The 14,352-nt window shown below is 42.0% G+C and carries 16 protein-coding genes; 2 read left to right on the top strand and 14 right to left on the bottom strand.

Annotated elements, in window-relative coordinates:
- Positions 1–27: 27 nt before the first annotated feature.
- From LH47_RS04910 to LH47_RS04845, 14 genes are all read right to left on the bottom strand, one after another.
- Positions 28–597 (bottom strand): Maf family protein, encoded by a 570-nt coding sequence (locus tag LH47_RS04910; protein ID WP_043965224.1) that lies wholly within the window; start codon positions 595–597, stop codon positions 28–30.
- 114 nt (positions 598–711) lie between these two features.
- Positions 712–1,491 carry an SPOR domain-containing protein gene (locus tag LH47_RS04905; protein ID WP_043965222.1) on the bottom strand — a complete coding sequence of 260 codons (780 nt, stop codon included), beginning with the start codon at positions 1,489–1,491 and terminating at the stop codon, positions 712–714.
- Between the two features lie 106 nt (positions 1,492–1,597).
- Positions 1,598–2,038 (bottom strand): type II secretion system protein, encoded by a 441-nt coding sequence (locus LH47_RS04900; protein ID WP_043965220.1) that lies wholly within the window; start codon positions 2,036–2,038, stop codon positions 1,598–1,600.
- A 13-nt stretch (positions 2,039–2,051) separates the two neighbouring features.
- Entirely contained in the window at positions 2,052–2,678 is a 627-nt protein-coding gene (pilO, locus tag LH47_RS04895; protein WP_043965218.1) for a type 4a pilus biogenesis protein PilO, read from the bottom strand.
- The gene (locus LH47_RS04890) at positions 2,675–3,253 is read right to left on the bottom strand and encodes a PilN domain-containing protein (RefSeq protein WP_043965216.1); all 579 of its coding nucleotides are present in this window, start codon (positions 3,251–3,253) and stop codon (positions 2,675–2,677) included. The genes pilO and LH47_RS04890 overlap by 4 nt, the downstream gene beginning before the upstream one ends.
- Positions 3,237–4,205 (bottom strand): type IV pilus biogenesis protein PilM, encoded by a 969-nt coding sequence (gene pilM, locus LH47_RS04885; protein ID WP_043965213.1) that lies wholly within the window; start codon positions 4,203–4,205, stop codon positions 3,237–3,239. The genes LH47_RS04890 and pilM overlap by 17 nt, the downstream gene beginning before the upstream one ends.
- A gap of 12 nt (positions 4,206–4,217) precedes the next feature.
- Positions 4,218–4,967, bottom strand: coding sequence for a prepilin peptidase (locus LH47_RS04880; protein ID WP_043965211.1), 750 nt, complete (start codon positions 4,965–4,967; stop codon positions 4,218–4,220).
- A 79-nt stretch (positions 4,968–5,046) separates the two neighbouring features.
- Positions 5,047–5,598, bottom strand: a complete 552-nt coding sequence (locus LH47_RS04875) for a type II secretion system protein (protein ID WP_043965209.1) — start codon at positions 5,596–5,598, stop codon at positions 5,047–5,049.
- Between the two features lie 76 nt (positions 5,599–5,674).
- A complete protein-coding gene (locus LH47_RS04870; RefSeq protein WP_043965208.1) occupies positions 5,675–6,886 on the bottom strand; it encodes a type II secretion system F family protein in 1,212 nt (403 codons plus the stop codon).
- Positions 6,887–6,891: 5 nt separating this feature from the next.
- Positions 6,892–7,926, bottom strand: a complete 1,035-nt coding sequence (locus tag LH47_RS04865; protein ID WP_043965205.1) for a type IV pilus twitching motility protein PilT — start codon at positions 7,924–7,926, stop codon at positions 6,892–6,894.
- Between the two features lie 10 nt (positions 7,927–7,936).
- Complete coding sequence (locus tag LH47_RS04860; protein ID WP_043965201.1) at positions 7,937–9,598, bottom strand: GspE/PulE family protein; 1,662 nt, start codon at positions 9,596–9,598, stop codon at positions 7,937–7,939.
- Positions 9,595–10,824 carry a VanW family protein gene (locus LH47_RS04855; RefSeq protein ID WP_043965199.1) on the bottom strand — a complete coding sequence of 410 codons (1,230 nt, stop codon included), beginning with the start codon at positions 10,822–10,824 and terminating at the stop codon, positions 9,595–9,597. Before LH47_RS04855 ends, LH47_RS04860 begins: the two co-directional genes overlap by 4 nt.
- Before the next feature lie 13 nt (positions 10,825–10,837).
- On the bottom strand, positions 10,838–11,584 hold the full coding sequence (locus tag LH47_RS04850) for a PRC-barrel domain-containing protein (protein ID WP_043965197.1): 747 nt from the start codon (positions 11,582–11,584) through the stop codon (positions 10,838–10,840).
- Complete coding sequence (locus LH47_RS04845; protein WP_043965195.1) at positions 11,581–12,768, bottom strand: hypothetical protein; 1,188 nt, start codon at positions 12,766–12,768, stop codon at positions 11,581–11,583. The genes LH47_RS04850 and LH47_RS04845 overlap by 4 nt, the downstream gene beginning before the upstream one ends.
- A gap of 88 nt (positions 12,769–12,856) precedes the next feature.
- Here LH47_RS04845 and LH47_RS04840 point away from each other — a divergent pair, with 88 nt between their 5' ends.
- Positions 12,857–13,447 (top strand): prepilin-type N-terminal cleavage/methylation domain-containing protein, encoded by a 591-nt coding sequence (locus LH47_RS04840; protein ID WP_043965193.1) that lies wholly within the window; start codon positions 12,857–12,859, stop codon positions 13,445–13,447.
- Positions 13,431–14,000: a PulJ/GspJ family protein gene (locus LH47_RS04835; protein WP_043965191.1), complete on the top strand. Its 570-nt coding sequence runs from the start codon at positions 13,431–13,433 to the stop codon at positions 13,998–14,000. The genes LH47_RS04840 and LH47_RS04835 overlap by 17 nt, the downstream gene beginning before the upstream one ends.
- Positions 14,001–14,352 lie beyond the last annotated feature (352 nt).

Here is a 14,352-nt window from a genome sequence, read left to right as displayed (position 1 = left end):
ACGTTCCCCCCTATATTTTAATCTTTTTTAACGAAATGGATAAAATCCGAATTTTTTTAATTCGCGAGCGAGCCTTGCAATCGGCAAACCAACAACGGAAAAATAGTCGCCGTCAATTTTTTTTACAAAAAGCGCCCCCCGTTCTTGAATGCCGTACGCGCCCGCTTTATCGAGCGGTTCCTTTGTCGCAATATACGCCCAAATGTCTTCATCTGTAAGCGGCCAAAACGTAACGTCCGTTTTTTCTGCAAAAGTGACGCACTCTTTTTCAGCACAAATGGCGACACCTGTCCATACTTCATGTGTTGTTCCAGATAAACGTTTTAACATCCGAAAGGCGTCTTGTTCGCCCGTCGGCTTCCCAAGCACCTCTCCTTCACTCACAACGATCGTATCAGCACCGATGACGCACGCGTCTTTTTTTTGCTGCCACACCGCATTTGCTTTTTTATGTGCGAGCTGCTTCACAATTTCACTTGGGGATAAAGCGGCATCAAATGATTCATCGACATCGCCGACGAGGATGTCAAACGGAAGTCCCAGCATACGAAGAAGTTGTTTTCGACGAGGAGAACTAGAAGCTAACACAAGTTGCATCGTCATCACCTTTCTGTCATGAGCGTTTGTTTCAAGGAAGATACACTTGTATCGTACCAAATTTATACACAATGTACAATGGTTCGACAAAGAAAAAAAGAAGCTGTGCGCTTCTTATTGTAAAACATTTAATAAATGTTGTTGTGCAATCCATAATTGTGATTGATCGTTTGTTTGACGAAAATCTAAAAGTGCTTCATACGCTTTTTTCATCTGTTCATCATGAAACGAATACGACTGTAACTCATTCCATTGTTCATTGGAAAGTTGTTGCCCACCCAACAATAAACTAATCGCGGAAACGATCGTCATAAACGGCTCATTTTCTTTTTCGTCCACCGATACGTTCCATGCTTTTACGTATGTGTCAATTCCGAGCGATTCGTATAAGCTCGCGATTTTCTTTGCCTCCTCTTTCGTTAATGCCATGCCTAAAAAAACGTAAATCGGTTGTTTTCCTACCATGACGCTTGGACGATGTTGCCCTTTTATTTTTTGCGCGTACGCTTTCGCCGCTTCCGTATCTTGAAACACCCCACCTTGAACGACAAAAACGGTTTCTGTCGGTTTCATCATTGGCTCTTCTTCCTTTTGTTCTTGCTGCAATGTGGCGGTCGAAGGAGTTTCAGTTGTCGGAATGATCGTTAATACAAATAAACCGAAGCTTGTCCCAAGAACGACCGCTAAAACGATCGCTAGCAAAAACGAACGCCAAGGTGATCGTTTTTTATATCGTTTACTATCCGTTTCAAATTGGATCGAATCATTTTGTTTTTCATGTCGTTCATCGCTCTCGTCACTTGGCCATTGCGGCAATACGTTCGTCGCTGTCGTATACGTTTGTTCTTTCCCATTCACTTTAATCACAATTGCTTTTTTCGCTGGCTTGTCCAACTTTTCTCCCTCCCGCTGTCATTCTTCGGTCATCGTAACATAAAAAAAGAAAAAAAAAACGAGACATTTGTCGTCTCGCCGCGGAAGGTTTTCGTCAAATTTCGCACTACCGATCTTGAATGTCATTTATCGACAACTGATCGACAGGGACTCCGTTATCTTTACAAATTTGCTTCGTTTCCCCTTTTAAACAAACCGCATATGCAATCGTACCGTCATGTTGTTTCGTTACAATAACATATGAGTCATCATTTGGCGGCAACCGTTTCGATGTGTACGGATCCATGATTCTCTCAAGAACGCCATCGTCAACTAACTGTTCGTACGTTAATATCTCACTTTCATTCGGCGTGAAAAACTCTACTTTCTGCGCACCAACGTGAAGTCGTGCCGCTTCATATAAGGAATACGCTGTCGCAACAAACGCTCGATCCCGTGACTTTTTAATCACTTCAACAACAGAAATAGTCGCTATCATGACTAAAATACTTAAAATAACAATGACGGCTAACAGTTCGATTAACGTCATTCCGCGCTCATTTTGCATCCGACCGACTCCTTTATTGCTCCGTTAATGAAGGAAACGGATTGCGCTTTTCGCTCGGTTGCGGTAAATCAATCGGTGGCAATTGCTCAATCCATTGGCGCAACTCTGGCGCATAAAACGTTGAAACCGTAAGGGAATAAGACAGTTCCGGTACTTCATCCATCACCGTCGTCCATTCTTCATATCCTGTAAACGATAGTGAATCGACTGACACGATGCGCTTCGATCTCTCCAACACATCAATAAATTGTTCGAGCGCAAAATAAGAAGGAGAACGAACAGATACATTGACCGTCAACTTTTGAATCGGAGTAGGAGGCCCTTCAACGTTTTCTCCTTCCTGAAATGTGAGCGACAATACCTCACTATTTGATACGACTTCCGCTTTTTCAATATCTAATAAAAATTGTTCGACAAACGGTTGAACAGGAACGCGTTTTTGTAACTCGACAAGACTAACACGCAAATCGTCTGACGGTTGTTTGCTTTGTAACGTTTGCAGCAACTTTTTTTCCGTCTGCAATTCTGTTTCCAGTTGTTCTTTTCGGTCATCGAGCGGTTTGTACACATATATATATAACGCAAATGATAGTAGCGAAAGCAACAAGAGGGAGACCGTCGCAATAAATCCTTTTCTCATTTTTCCCCTCCTTGTTGCTGTTTTTTCCATTCCTCCATATTTAGCTGAATAGAAAATTGTCCAATGTACCGCGGCATGATTCCTTCTTCCGCATTCCCTTCTGATGCCGTTAAACTCGTCAGTTTCACGTCTGCGATAAACGATGCGTCTTTTAGTGATTGTAAATATGCGGCGCTTTCACGTGTTGTATCAAATTGAGCGGTCATTTGAATGGCGCCATCTCGCGCGTACGAAACGTTCATGAAAAACCCTCGTTCTGGCAATCGTTCAATCAATTCATGTAAAAGCGCGACCGTATGAATCGGATATTGCTCCGCCCATTGAATCGCTTCTTGTAACTGGACTCCGACAGATGTGTTCGCAGCTGTTTTTTGTTTTTCTTCCTCTGCGATTCGCAGCGCTTTTATTTGATCAAGCTCCGTTTTTAATTGGGCGATTTGTTGTTCCATGCGCTGTACGACGAAATAAAACGTCGTCGCACTAACGATGAATAAAACAGCCGCCACAATGGATAAAAGTGGGATAAGTCGGGATTTTTTTTCACGTTTCGGCAATAAGTTAATTTCGACTAGCATGTGCACTACCCTCTTTTAGTCCGAGTCCAATTGGTAAATAATAAGCTGGGTCGACCGAAAGTGGCAACGTCAACGTTTCGACCGTAAGATCAAGACGCTCTTGTAACAAATGGGAAAACGTATGAACGAGCGGATGGTCGCCGGTGATGATAACCCGTGTAATTTGCGCTTTGCCTTGCTGCAGCGAAAAACGATAAAAGTTCATGACGCGCTCAAGCTCTTTATATACGTCTTCAAGCTGTCGCTCTGGTTCCCCTTCTTTTAACCACTTCCATCCTTCATTCGTTTTTTCCCAATACGTCCATTGAGCATCAAACGCTAACTGGCGCGTGAATATAGGACGATGTTGATAAAATACGCTGACGTTCAACGACGATAAATCAAATTGAACGAATAAAAAGTGGTCAACATCGTTCGCTAAATGAAATGTGTAAAATAAGCGATATAAGCTAAGCGGAGAAATATCTGCCACGATCGGTTTTAATTTCACTTCCTCAAACAATTGCGCATATTGCATCACGTTCGCTTCCGGTGCGGCAAACAATAAAACATGAAGCGCCTCTTTCGTTTTTTCAAGCAAGGCATAGTCAAATACCGCATCTTCAAACGGAAGGGGGATGGTTGAACCAATTTCCATAAATAAATAGCTACGTATATCTTCTACATCGATTTCTTTCGGCAACGAAACTTTCCGAATAACGATCAGCGGATCAGGAACGAGAAAACGAATGCGGCGATGTTTCATCTTCCACGTATCGACACATTGCTCCATAATATGAGCGAGCTGTTCTTCATCGACAATTTTCCCATCTCGCACAATTCCTTCTGGAAGTGGCCATTCCTCGCACGTATGCAAAACGAGCGGTTGCTGTTGTTTTAACTCGACATAGCGAATGACGTGATCTTTTATAACAATGTTGCCCACTTTATGTTTCAACGAAAAAAGCCGCATAGTTCGTTCTCCTTACATCATAACCTTTACGTATGCATCGATGATCGTATCCCCGAAAAAATAAGCGATTAACGTCCCAACGACGATCGCTGGCCCGAACGGCATCGGTTCGCCTCGTTTCACACGGCCAATTGCCATACCAATCAGTCCGAATATCGTCCCGACGAGCGTCGATAAAAAGAACGCTAAAACGGTAAGCTTTACGCCAAGCGCCAAACCAATTAACGCAAATAATTTAATATCTCCACCGCCCATGCCGCCTTTACTCATAAGCGCTATCACAAACAATATCATAAATCCAACAACACTACCGAGCAAACTATCCCACCAAGGAGTAAGGGGGGCAATCCATAAACGTTCAACAAAAAGAAGTGGAGTGAAAAATAATAAAACACGGTTTGGGATAATCATATAATGCACATCAGACACAAAAATAATAACGAATAAAGAAATGAGCGTCCAACTAACGGCTACTTCCGCTGACCAACCGACAAAAAGCGGGGCGAGCGCAAACAATATCGCCGTGGACAGCTCAATCAACGGATAAACAAAGGAAATGCGCGCTGAACATGCGCGGCATTTCCCTCTTTGCAACACATACGAAACAACTGGAATTAACTCTAACGCCGTCAACGTCCGCTTACAATGTGGACAATGCGAACGCGGCGCAACAATCGACTCCCCTCTTGGCACCCTTAGCCCGACAACATTATAAAATGAGCCAAGAAAAAGACCAAGGAGGAAGGAAATAAAAAACAACATATGCGATCACTCTAATTGTAAATTAAAATTTGTTTATTTATTAATCATTATCCTGTTCATTATTCTGTTCATTATTCTGTTACTGAATTTCGTTTACTGCATTACGTTTTAAATCTTCTTCCTTTACTGCTTTACCGTTACTATCTTTAACACCACGATTGTTGTTCACTAATTTTACTTGATATGAAAACTTGTTATTTTTATTTACTATAACAACATAAGAACCAGAAGATGGTTGTTGATCAACTTTTCCTTGCCCATCTACATTTAAGTCGCCTGATACTTGTGGATCTGCAGTACCACTATAGTTTGGTACATTTTTCACGTATCCGTTTGTTGTTTTGTCTGGATCCTTAACTTCCTCTAAATATCCATTATCTTCCAAGTATTTAAGTGAAACAACCTTTGCTTTTCCTTCAGCTGGTAAAAGGCTTTTATCCGCCGTCACAGCAATTTTCGCCGCGTTAATCATTTGTTGTGCGTTTGCTACATGAGCGTCTTTTTTCGAGTTGTCGATTAATCCCCCAATGCTCGGAACCGCAATGGCAGCAATAATCCCTAAAATAACGATGACAGCCAACAGCTCAATTAACGTTAAACCTTTTTCATTGCGAATGAATTTTTTTAACATAATTCCTCTCCTTTGCATTTTTTTGTTTTCTTTCATCATTTTACAACATTAACAACCTAGTTGAAAAGTACTAGTTTTATTGTTGAATATGGTTAAATATATCAAACATCGGCACTAAAATCGATGTGACAATCGTCCCGACAATACCGGCCAGCAATACGATCATGAGCGGCTCAATGAGCGATTTTAAACGGTCGGTCGCCGCTTCGACTTCCGCTTCGTAAAAATCAGCAACTTTTGCAAGCATCGCATCTAGTGAACCGGTTTGTTCTCCGATCGCAATCATTTGTGTAACAAGTGGCGGAAATGCCCAATGTCGCTTCATCGGCTCTGTTAACGATTCCCCGCGTTCAAGCGCATCACGCGATGTACGAATGACGCGGGCAACGACTTCGTTTTCAACGACCGTTTCAACGATCGCAAGCGCCTGTAAAATCGGGACAGCGCTTGAAAAAAGGGAACTTAATGTGCGCGTCATGCGGGCAAGCACCGCTTTTTGCATCATCCCACCGAAAATTGGCATACGAAGCACGAAAACGTCTAAATAATATTTCGTTACTTTTTGTCTTTTTAACAAAATGAATGACATATATAAAGCGATAAACAACAAAATAACGCCCCACCAATACGTTTGCATCACTTTGCTTGCACGTAAAACAAACTTCGTAATGGCCGGCAATTCTGCGCCAAAATCAGCAAACATTGAAACGAATGTCGGGACGACGCTCACGAGCAAAAAGATGACAACGATGACAGCAATGATTCCAACAACGATCGGGTATGCTAGAGCAGAAACAATTTTTTGTCTTGTGCGATGTACTTTTTCAAAATGATCGGCAAGCCTTTCAAGCGTTTCGTCAATGCTTCCGCTTGCTTCTCCCGCACGAATCATATTGACGACGAGCGAAGGAAAAATGTTCGGATGATCTATCATTGCCGTAGATAACGGTTGACCGCTTCTTAATTGCTCCTCAATATGCACGAGCGCTTTTTTCAACGCTTTACTTTCTGTTTGCTCCGCTAAAATGCGAGTGGCGTCAACGATCGTTACCCCTGCTTTTAACAACGTGGAAAATTGGCGTAAATAAATGACGAAATGCTGCAACTTCACAGGATTTCCAAACGTAATTTCTTTTGTTAATAACGTCTGTGGTACTTCGCGTACGTCAATGACTTTTAATCGTTGCTCCCGCAATTTCATCATGACATCCCGACGCGAAGAAGCCATGATCGTACCTTTTTTCACTCGCCCATGCACATCGCGTGCTTCATAACGAAATTGCGCCATCTATCTCATCCTTCCTGCAAATACGGCTCAACCGATTCTTTTGCGATGAGCCCTTGCTGCACAAGCTCTTTAATGTTTGCTTCAAGCGTATGCATGCCGAGCGCGCGGCTCGTTTGCATAACAGTCGGAATTTGATGAATTTTTCCGTTGCGAATTAAATTCGCAATCGCTGCATTGTTCATTAATATTTCTGTTGCTGCGATGCGCCCGTTTTTTTGAGCGCGTGGAAATAATCGTTGTGAAATAATTGCAACTAAAACGGTTGCCAATTGAATGCGAATTTGTGTTTGTTGTTCAGGTTGAAACACATCAATGATGCGATCAATTGTCGCTGGTGCGCTGGACGTATGCAGCGTCCCGAATACGAGATGCCCTGTTTCTGCGGCGGTAATAGCCGTTTGAATCGTTTCTAAATCGCGCATCTCTCCAACTAAAATGACGTCTGGATCTTGCCGAAGCGCTGCCCGAAGTCCGTTTGCGAAGTTGTTTGTATCCGTCCCGACTTCACGCTGGTCAATAATACACCCTCCATGCTTATGCACGTATTCAATCGGATCTTCAAGCGTAATAATATGTTTGCGCATCGTTTTATTCATATAATCGATCATTGCCGCTAACGTCGTCGATTTTCCGCTTCCTGTCGGCCCGGTAACAAGAATAAGACCTTGTGGTTTTGTCACTAACTTTTTCAATACATCTGGCAATTGCAATTCTTCAAGCGTCGGAATTTTTGTCGGTATGGTACGAATGGCGAGCGATATGCATCCACGCTGTTTAAACACATTTACACGAAAACGAGAAACACCTGATAGGCTATATGACAAGTCTAACTCCCCGTCTTTTTCAAAACGCGGCCACATATGCTCCGGAACGATCGCTTTTGCCATTTGTTCCGTATCGGTTGGCGATAACACCTCTTGACCGTATCGCTTTAAATCTCCGTTCACGCGAAAAATCGGGGGAACGCCGACCGTTAAATGAATATCTGATGCTTTTAGCTCAAATGCGGCACGTAACATCGCATCTACTTTTTGTTTCATGTTCATCACCTTATCCAATGCTTACACGCAACACTTCTTCTGTTGTCGTGAGCCCTTGTTTCACTTTTAATAAGCCGTCATCAATTAAAAAAATCATTTTATTTTTTATCGCAATTTCGCGCAGTTTCGAAAGCGGCTCGCCATTTAAAATGACTTTTCTCATTTCATCAGACATGACCATTAATTCATGTAGCGCAATACGTCCTCTATACCCTGTCATATTGCATGTCGGGCAGCCACGACCGCGCATCACTTTTTCAATTTTCAAACCGCGGCGCGCGAAAATGTCGATTTCCCGCTTCGTCGGTTCGTGCTCTTCTTGACAATCGCGACAAACGCGACGCACGAGACGTTGCGAAACGACTCCTGAAAGCGATGTAGCAACTAAAAACGGCTCGACTCCCATATCAATTAAACGAGCAACAGTGCTTAATGCATCATTCGTATGCAGCGTACTTAACACAAGATGCCCTGTTAAAGAGGCACGAATCGCTACTTCCGCTGTTTCACGATCGCGAATTTCTCCAACCATAATGATGTTTGGATCTTGGCGCAAAATGGAGCGCAGCCCTTCAGCAAATGTCATCCCAACATTCGGATTTACTTGAATTTGGTTTACTCCTTCAAGCTGATATTCGACAGGGTCTTCAATTGTAATGATATTCACATGTTCCCCATTTAATCGGTTTAATGCTGCATAAAGCGTCGACGATTTTCCTGAACCGGTCGGTCCTGTAATTAACACGATGCCCGTTGGTTGTTCGATCAGTTGAATAAACCGTTGTAAATTCAATTTATTAAATCCAAGTTTGTTTAAGTCGTTTAACGCCGCCCCTAAGTCAAGCACGCGCATAACGATTTTTTCACCGTAAATGGTCGGCAACGTCGATACGCGCAAGTCGACCGGGTGAAAATCGATGTTCATTTTAATACGTCCATCTTGTGGAACACGATGCTCTGTTATATCCATATTCGCTAAAATTTTAATACGCGCCGTTAACATCCCTTGCATATGCTTAGGCAAAGCCCGCTCTGTGCGCAAAATGCCGTCGATGCGATAACGAATGACGACTTTTGTTTCCTGGGGGTCAATATGAATATCGCTCGCCCGCTGTTCTACTGCCATTTGTAAAATTTGATTGACGAGTCGAACAATCGGCGAGTCATCTTCCACAAGTTTCTCTTGTTCGCGCACCTCTTGCGCAGGAGCGATGTTTAAAAATTCTTCCACCGAATCATCAATGTCGTAATATTTATTAATTGCCCGTAAAATATCATCTTTTGATGCAATAGCTACTTCAATATGAAAGCCCGTCGATAAACGCAAATCATCAATCGCAAAAAAGTCCATTGGATCTGCCATTGCAACAAATAGCCGATCCCCTTCTTGCTTTAAAGGAATAAGCATATTTCGTTTCGCAAATTCTTTTGATACGAGATTCGTCAACTTCGGATCGATCGGATAACGATATAAACTAACATGCGGAATGCCAAGTTGAAATTCTAACACTTCAATGAGTTGTTGCTCTGTAATATATCCTCTTTGTAATAACGCATCGCCTAGCTTTTGCCCCGGCGCTTTTTCCTTTAACGTCTCTTCAAGCTGTTCTTTCGTAATAAGGCCCGCTTCAATTAACAAATCACCTAATCGTTTTCGTTCTTGCTTTTTCATGAGGCATCATCCTCATTTCCTTTTATTTGCTCATTTTCATTTCCCCAAACGTCATCTTGTTGTGGCGACTGTGTTGAAGGGGTGTCATTCGGTATACCGTTATCTCCCCCCGATTGCAATCCGCGCAACTCAACGCGATGAACAGGCGGATAAAAATCTTCCGAAACGAGCACCTTCTCGATGAACGACCCATTTCGGTCGTACACTTCTTTATGTAAACGAATGAGCATTCCTTTTTTTCCCTCTTCTTTTATTCGTTTTTCGTTTGGCTTCAGCAGCGCACTATATTGCACAATCGTTTTCGGATCATAATATTCAATTGGATCTGTTTTTACTGCATATTGGTAAATAAACGGAATGCCCACTAAGGCAACTTTCATTTGTCCATCTTCCGCTCTTACTTCGATCGTATACGATTGATCATTCGGGTTAAAAAATATAAAGTCTTTTTTATTTTGTTCAACAGCCGCTTCAAACCCTGCCTTTACCCCATTGTGCAACGTCACGCTTGTATGTCGCTCGATCACTTCAAAATTTGTCGGTACAATCGCCTCGTATAATGCGGAGGCAAATTGCGTCATCGCCTCTTTAGATAAACTTATGCCTTGCCTTTTAAAAAAATCAAGAACAGAAAACATTTGTTTTGGCTCAACGACAATGGTTGTTTGTGACATGACATGAAGCTCGTCATATAAAGGAATAACGACTTGCGACAATATCGTTTGTTGTTGCATGTCCTCGCGAACGTATTGACTAAGCGATAAGCGAGCAGATGTAAGGGAAGCAGCCTCATGTTCTAACTGAGCTTTTACTTTTTCAACATCCATCCAATCGCCTAATGCGCCGATGGAAGTGATCGCCTGTTGTAACGCTTCATGATCAACAGATACGAGAAGAGGGGTAGTTTTTCCGCTTACCGCCTGTTTCATGCTCTCCTCGATATGAAACGTAAACGCATTCGTTTGCAGCGTCGCTTCTTTCCCTTCGAGTACGAGCGTCATCGTTGCTGATTGCTTCCACTCGTTCACTTTTTCGTTCACTTGTTTATACGCCTCATCAGCCGAACGATTCGATACATCGATCGGACCAATCATCGTCCCTTCAGCAAATTTATCCCCGCCAACAAACGACTCGTACGCCCACGTCGCCACTTTTGTGCTCGCAAGCAAATATGAAACAGTAATGACTAACGTAAAAAAAAGCTTGAATGAAACGTTTTGGCGCATGACGTACGCCTCCTTACTCGACATTCATCGACAGCTCAATCACAACCTCTGGCCCTTCTTCTTGCGCGCGAATCACATGTTCTTTCGTCAACACCGTATCTTTTGGAAGCAACACTTGACCGTTTGCATCAACAATATCTTTTAATAATCGTTTTCCTGTTAACATCTCAATTTGTTTTTGACGCAATTCATCTAGCTCGTTCCCTACCGTTTCTGGAAGAATTTGTTCAATGAGCGGCTCGACTTGTGTTCCTTTTAGCGACAATAACGCGTCAACATTGGAGACGAGTTCTTGTTGCGCATGTTCATAAACAATTAACAACTCTTTTCCATATGTAATGACGTGATCGGCACGAACGATACGAACATCTGATCCGATTTGTACTTCAATGCCTGTAATTTTCCCTGTTTCTTCATCGATATAAAACTCTGTTGCCTCCCCAAGCAATTGTCCTTTTCTCGTCATTACTTTCGCTTGTTTAATCGTAATTTTTTTGTTGACAAGCTCGTTTGCAATCGGAATGACGTTTAAATCAAGAACAGCTTTTTCTTCCTCTACTGTTACCGCAAATTCACCAATCCCAATGATATGGCGAAACGGAATCGCTTTCATACTAATTTCCCAATTTTCTTGATCAACAATAAAAAAGTCAACAGTTCCTTTTTCTGGGTTTACCACGAGCGATTTCACTTGCCCAAGTTGAACACCATTTTGAATGCTAATGACTGGAAGACCAATAACTTGTGTACTACTTTTCATTTTTTCCACCCCATTTTTTGTTCAGCGTAATGAATCATATGTGCTAATTGTTGTTGAATGATTGGATAAGGCTCATATTGCCCATACAATTGTTTAGCAAAATGATATAGTTTTTCATATTGTTTTGAAGCAACATAATGTTCGATTAACACATTCGCAAACGTATAATAATCTTGTTCATGCAATTGAGGATGCAAGTGCTTAAAAATGAACTGCTCGTATTGCTCGCCCGACATCATCGGACGCATCGCGTATAAAGAAGCGAGTAAATTTTTCATGAATGGTCTCGGGAGCATATGCACCTCTTCATTGTTTTCTTCTACTGTTACACATTCATCATCGGCCGTTCCTTGTTCTTCTTCGCTCACTTGCTCTACTGCTTCCTCAACGCTTTGAATACTTTCTTGTTCTTCTACCATATCAGCACTCGCTTCCGTATGTATATCATCGTCTTCTACAATCGGCTCGATGTTATACCATTCATCGCTCACATGCTCGCTCGTTTCTTCGATGACAGCAATCGTTTCGATGTCGAGCAGCTGACTATCTTTTTCTTCCTTCATTTCATTTTGATCATGTATAATCTCCATATTTTCTTCACTGAGCAAATCAAGCCACTGTTGTTCTGCCACGTCTTCGGTTGTTTCGTTTACACTTGTATCGTCACTGTCTACCATATGTAACGGCTCAATGACGTCATCTACACTTTCTATCGGCTCAATCATATGATCAAAGTCATTTTCACGGAGCGGTTCAATAGAGGTTTGTTGTTCAATTTCTTCAGGCCATTCCCTTTGAAACCATTCCTCATCGACGTTTTCGATTTCTTCTTGTCGAATCTCCTCATTTTGTTGCTCCACCACCTCTTCTATAGCAGACGGTAGTTCGTCTTTTCGTTCGTCTTTTTCGTCGCCTTCAACAATTAAATCATGTTCATATATGCGCGCATAAAATAAATGACCGAGCTTTCGTTCAAGTAAATATGTGCTTGCAATGACTAAAAGAAAAAGGAATAATGAGGCTTGCCAAAGTGGAAATTGCTCGATCGCAATCATCGCAAACATGCTTAATAAACAAGCGACCGCTAATAAAAGAGCTACTCCTTTTTTTGTCCACCCAAAAGGCAGCCGCATATAGATGGGGATTAATATAAGAAAAAAGATAGCGAAAAATAAATATGGCAAATCGTTCCCCCCATTCACAAATGATACAACACCTAACTCTAACATATTGTATAATAAAGTTATGTATTTTAAAAGAAGGGGAAGGAAAATGTGTCAAAAGAAAATAAATATTTTTTATAATGAACGTGGATTTACGTTAATTGAAGTGTTATTATCCATTGTTATTTTATCATTCGTTATGGGTGGCATGTTTATGTTTTTTACAAACGCGATGACATACACATCATATAATCAATCGAAAACGGTAGCCGTCAATATCGCACGTGGGGTCGTTCATTATATGGCACGTCTCGATTTTCAAACAATTGCGACATATATAAACGATCACGTGACGCAACAAACACCTTTTATTCGTTTAGATGCTTCATCATGTTCAAATACATCCATATTCCCGGACGAAACTGTATGTAAAGCCGTTTTTTCACCGACAGTAAACAACGTCACATACGATGAAGAGGACGTACAAGCTTGGATTATTCCGTACGATCAAGCTATATGGTCAGAAATCAAAACGAACCCGCCAAACGAATTTCCTGACGAATTAAAACGAACGATCCAACAAGAGAAAGAGATGGCCGAAGACGTCAGCAACTACTTACTTCGTTTATATGTCACCGTCCGTTCAAATAACGAAGTGATCGTCTTAAAAGGGGTGATCGCCAATGAAAGTATTCGCTAACGAACGTGGACTGACGCTTATTGAATTGCTTGTTGGGTTAGCGATCACATCACTTATTGCTGCTTCCGCGTATGGCGTATTTACAACAGGGACGAAAGCGTATAAACGAATCGGTATTGAAAATCAGCTACGAAGTGAAGCAGATGTGCTTGTCGCGACTATGTTTAACGAACTATACGCACTTGCGCCAGACGGCTTAAAGAAGGATGAATCAAACGACTATACGCTCACATTCATCAATCGAATGAAAAAAGAAATTGATACGAGTACAGGGCTCGTCGAAGAGAAAGAACAAGCAGATCAAACGTTACAAATCATGATAGATAAAACGAATGGGACGTTATTCATAAATGGGAAGCAAGTCACGCCATCCAATTTACGTATCGTTCCCGAACAGTCTGAATTTCAATACGAATGCATGCGAGAACAACAAAACGTATGTAAAAGTGGCGTCGTTACGATTCGCTTATCGGTGCAAGACGAAGACCATCGCGATCCAAATGATCCGCTATATATTGAACCTTTCACATTAGAAACAAAATTCGGATTTTGAAATGGGGTGGAGCACATGTCAACTACCCCCACTTAGCTAACGCTTGAAGCGGAGGCTTGCAACTCCCCAGAAGTGCGAACGGACTTCGTCCTCCTTCCTTGACTTGGGGTTGCATCAGGGGCAGGTTGACGACTACCCAACGACATAGGTCATGCCTATATCGCTACCGAGTGGCTCGGCATGTCTGTAGGCAGTACTTGACTTCCACGCACAACAGACGGATGTACGCTCGATGTTTTACGGTTGCAACGTTTCCTGCAACCAACTCCCTACATCGAGTAACGGGGATTGGAGTGCCTTGATTCAACGGTTTTCTCCACATTCTTATTCTATCATATACAAAAGAAAGGAG

The organism is Anoxybacillus thermarum, from assembly GCF_000836725.1.
In the GTDB taxonomy this organism is placed as follows: Bacteria; Bacillota; Bacilli; order Bacillales; family Anoxybacillaceae; genus Anoxybacillus; species Anoxybacillus thermarum.
Note: the sequence above shows the minus strand (reverse complement) of the source record. Positions and strands in the feature narration are given on the sequence as shown.

Coding starts and splice junctions, on each gene's coding strand:
- pilO (WP_043965218.1), bottom strand. CDS start 2,678: ATGAGAAAAGGATTTATTGCGACGGTCTCCCTCTTGTTGCTTTCGCTA.
- LH47_RS04910 (WP_043965224.1), bottom strand. CDS start 597: ATGCAACTTGTGTTAGCTTCTAGTTCTCCTCGTCGAAAACAACTTCTT.
- LH47_RS04890 (WP_043965216.1), bottom strand. CDS start 3,253: ATGCTAGTCGAAATTAACTTATTGCCGAAACGTGAAAAAAAATCCCGA.
- LH47_RS04900 (WP_043965220.1), bottom strand. CDS start 2,038: ATGCAAAATGAGCGCGGAATGACGTTAATCGAACTGTTAGCCGTCATT.
- pilM (WP_043965213.1), bottom strand. CDS start 4,205: ATGCGGCTTTTTTCGTTGAAACATAAAGTGGGCAACATTGTTATAAAA.
- LH47_RS04860 (WP_043965201.1), bottom strand. CDS start 9,598: ATGAAAAAGCAAGAACGAAAACGATTAGGTGATTTGTTAATTGAAGCG.
- LH47_RS04865 (WP_043965205.1), bottom strand. CDS start 7,926: ATGAAACAAAAAGTAGATGCGATGTTACGTGCCGCATTTGAGCTAAAA.
- LH47_RS04840 (WP_043965193.1), top strand. CDS start 12,857: ATGTGTCAAAAGAAAATAAATATTTTTTATAATGAACGTGGATTTACG.
- LH47_RS04880 (WP_043965211.1), bottom strand. CDS start 4,967: ATGTTGTTTTTTATTTCCTTCCTCCTTGGTCTTTTTCTTGGCTCATTT.
- LH47_RS04855 (WP_043965199.1), bottom strand. CDS start 10,824: ATGCGCCAAAACGTTTCATTCAAGCTTTTTTTTACGTTAGTCATTACT.
- LH47_RS04850 (WP_043965197.1), bottom strand. CDS start 11,584: ATGAAAAGTAGTACACAAGTTATTGGTCTTCCAGTCATTAGCATTCAA.
- LH47_RS04870 (WP_043965208.1), bottom strand. CDS start 6,886: ATGGCGCAATTTCGTTATGAAGCACGCGATGTGCATGGGCGAGTGAAA.
- LH47_RS04835 (WP_043965191.1), top strand. CDS start 13,431: ATGAAAGTATTCGCTAACGAACGTGGACTGACGCTTATTGAATTGCTT.
- LH47_RS04875 (WP_043965209.1), bottom strand. CDS start 5,598: ATGTTAAAAAAATTCATTCGCAATGAAAAAGGTTTAACGTTAATTGAG.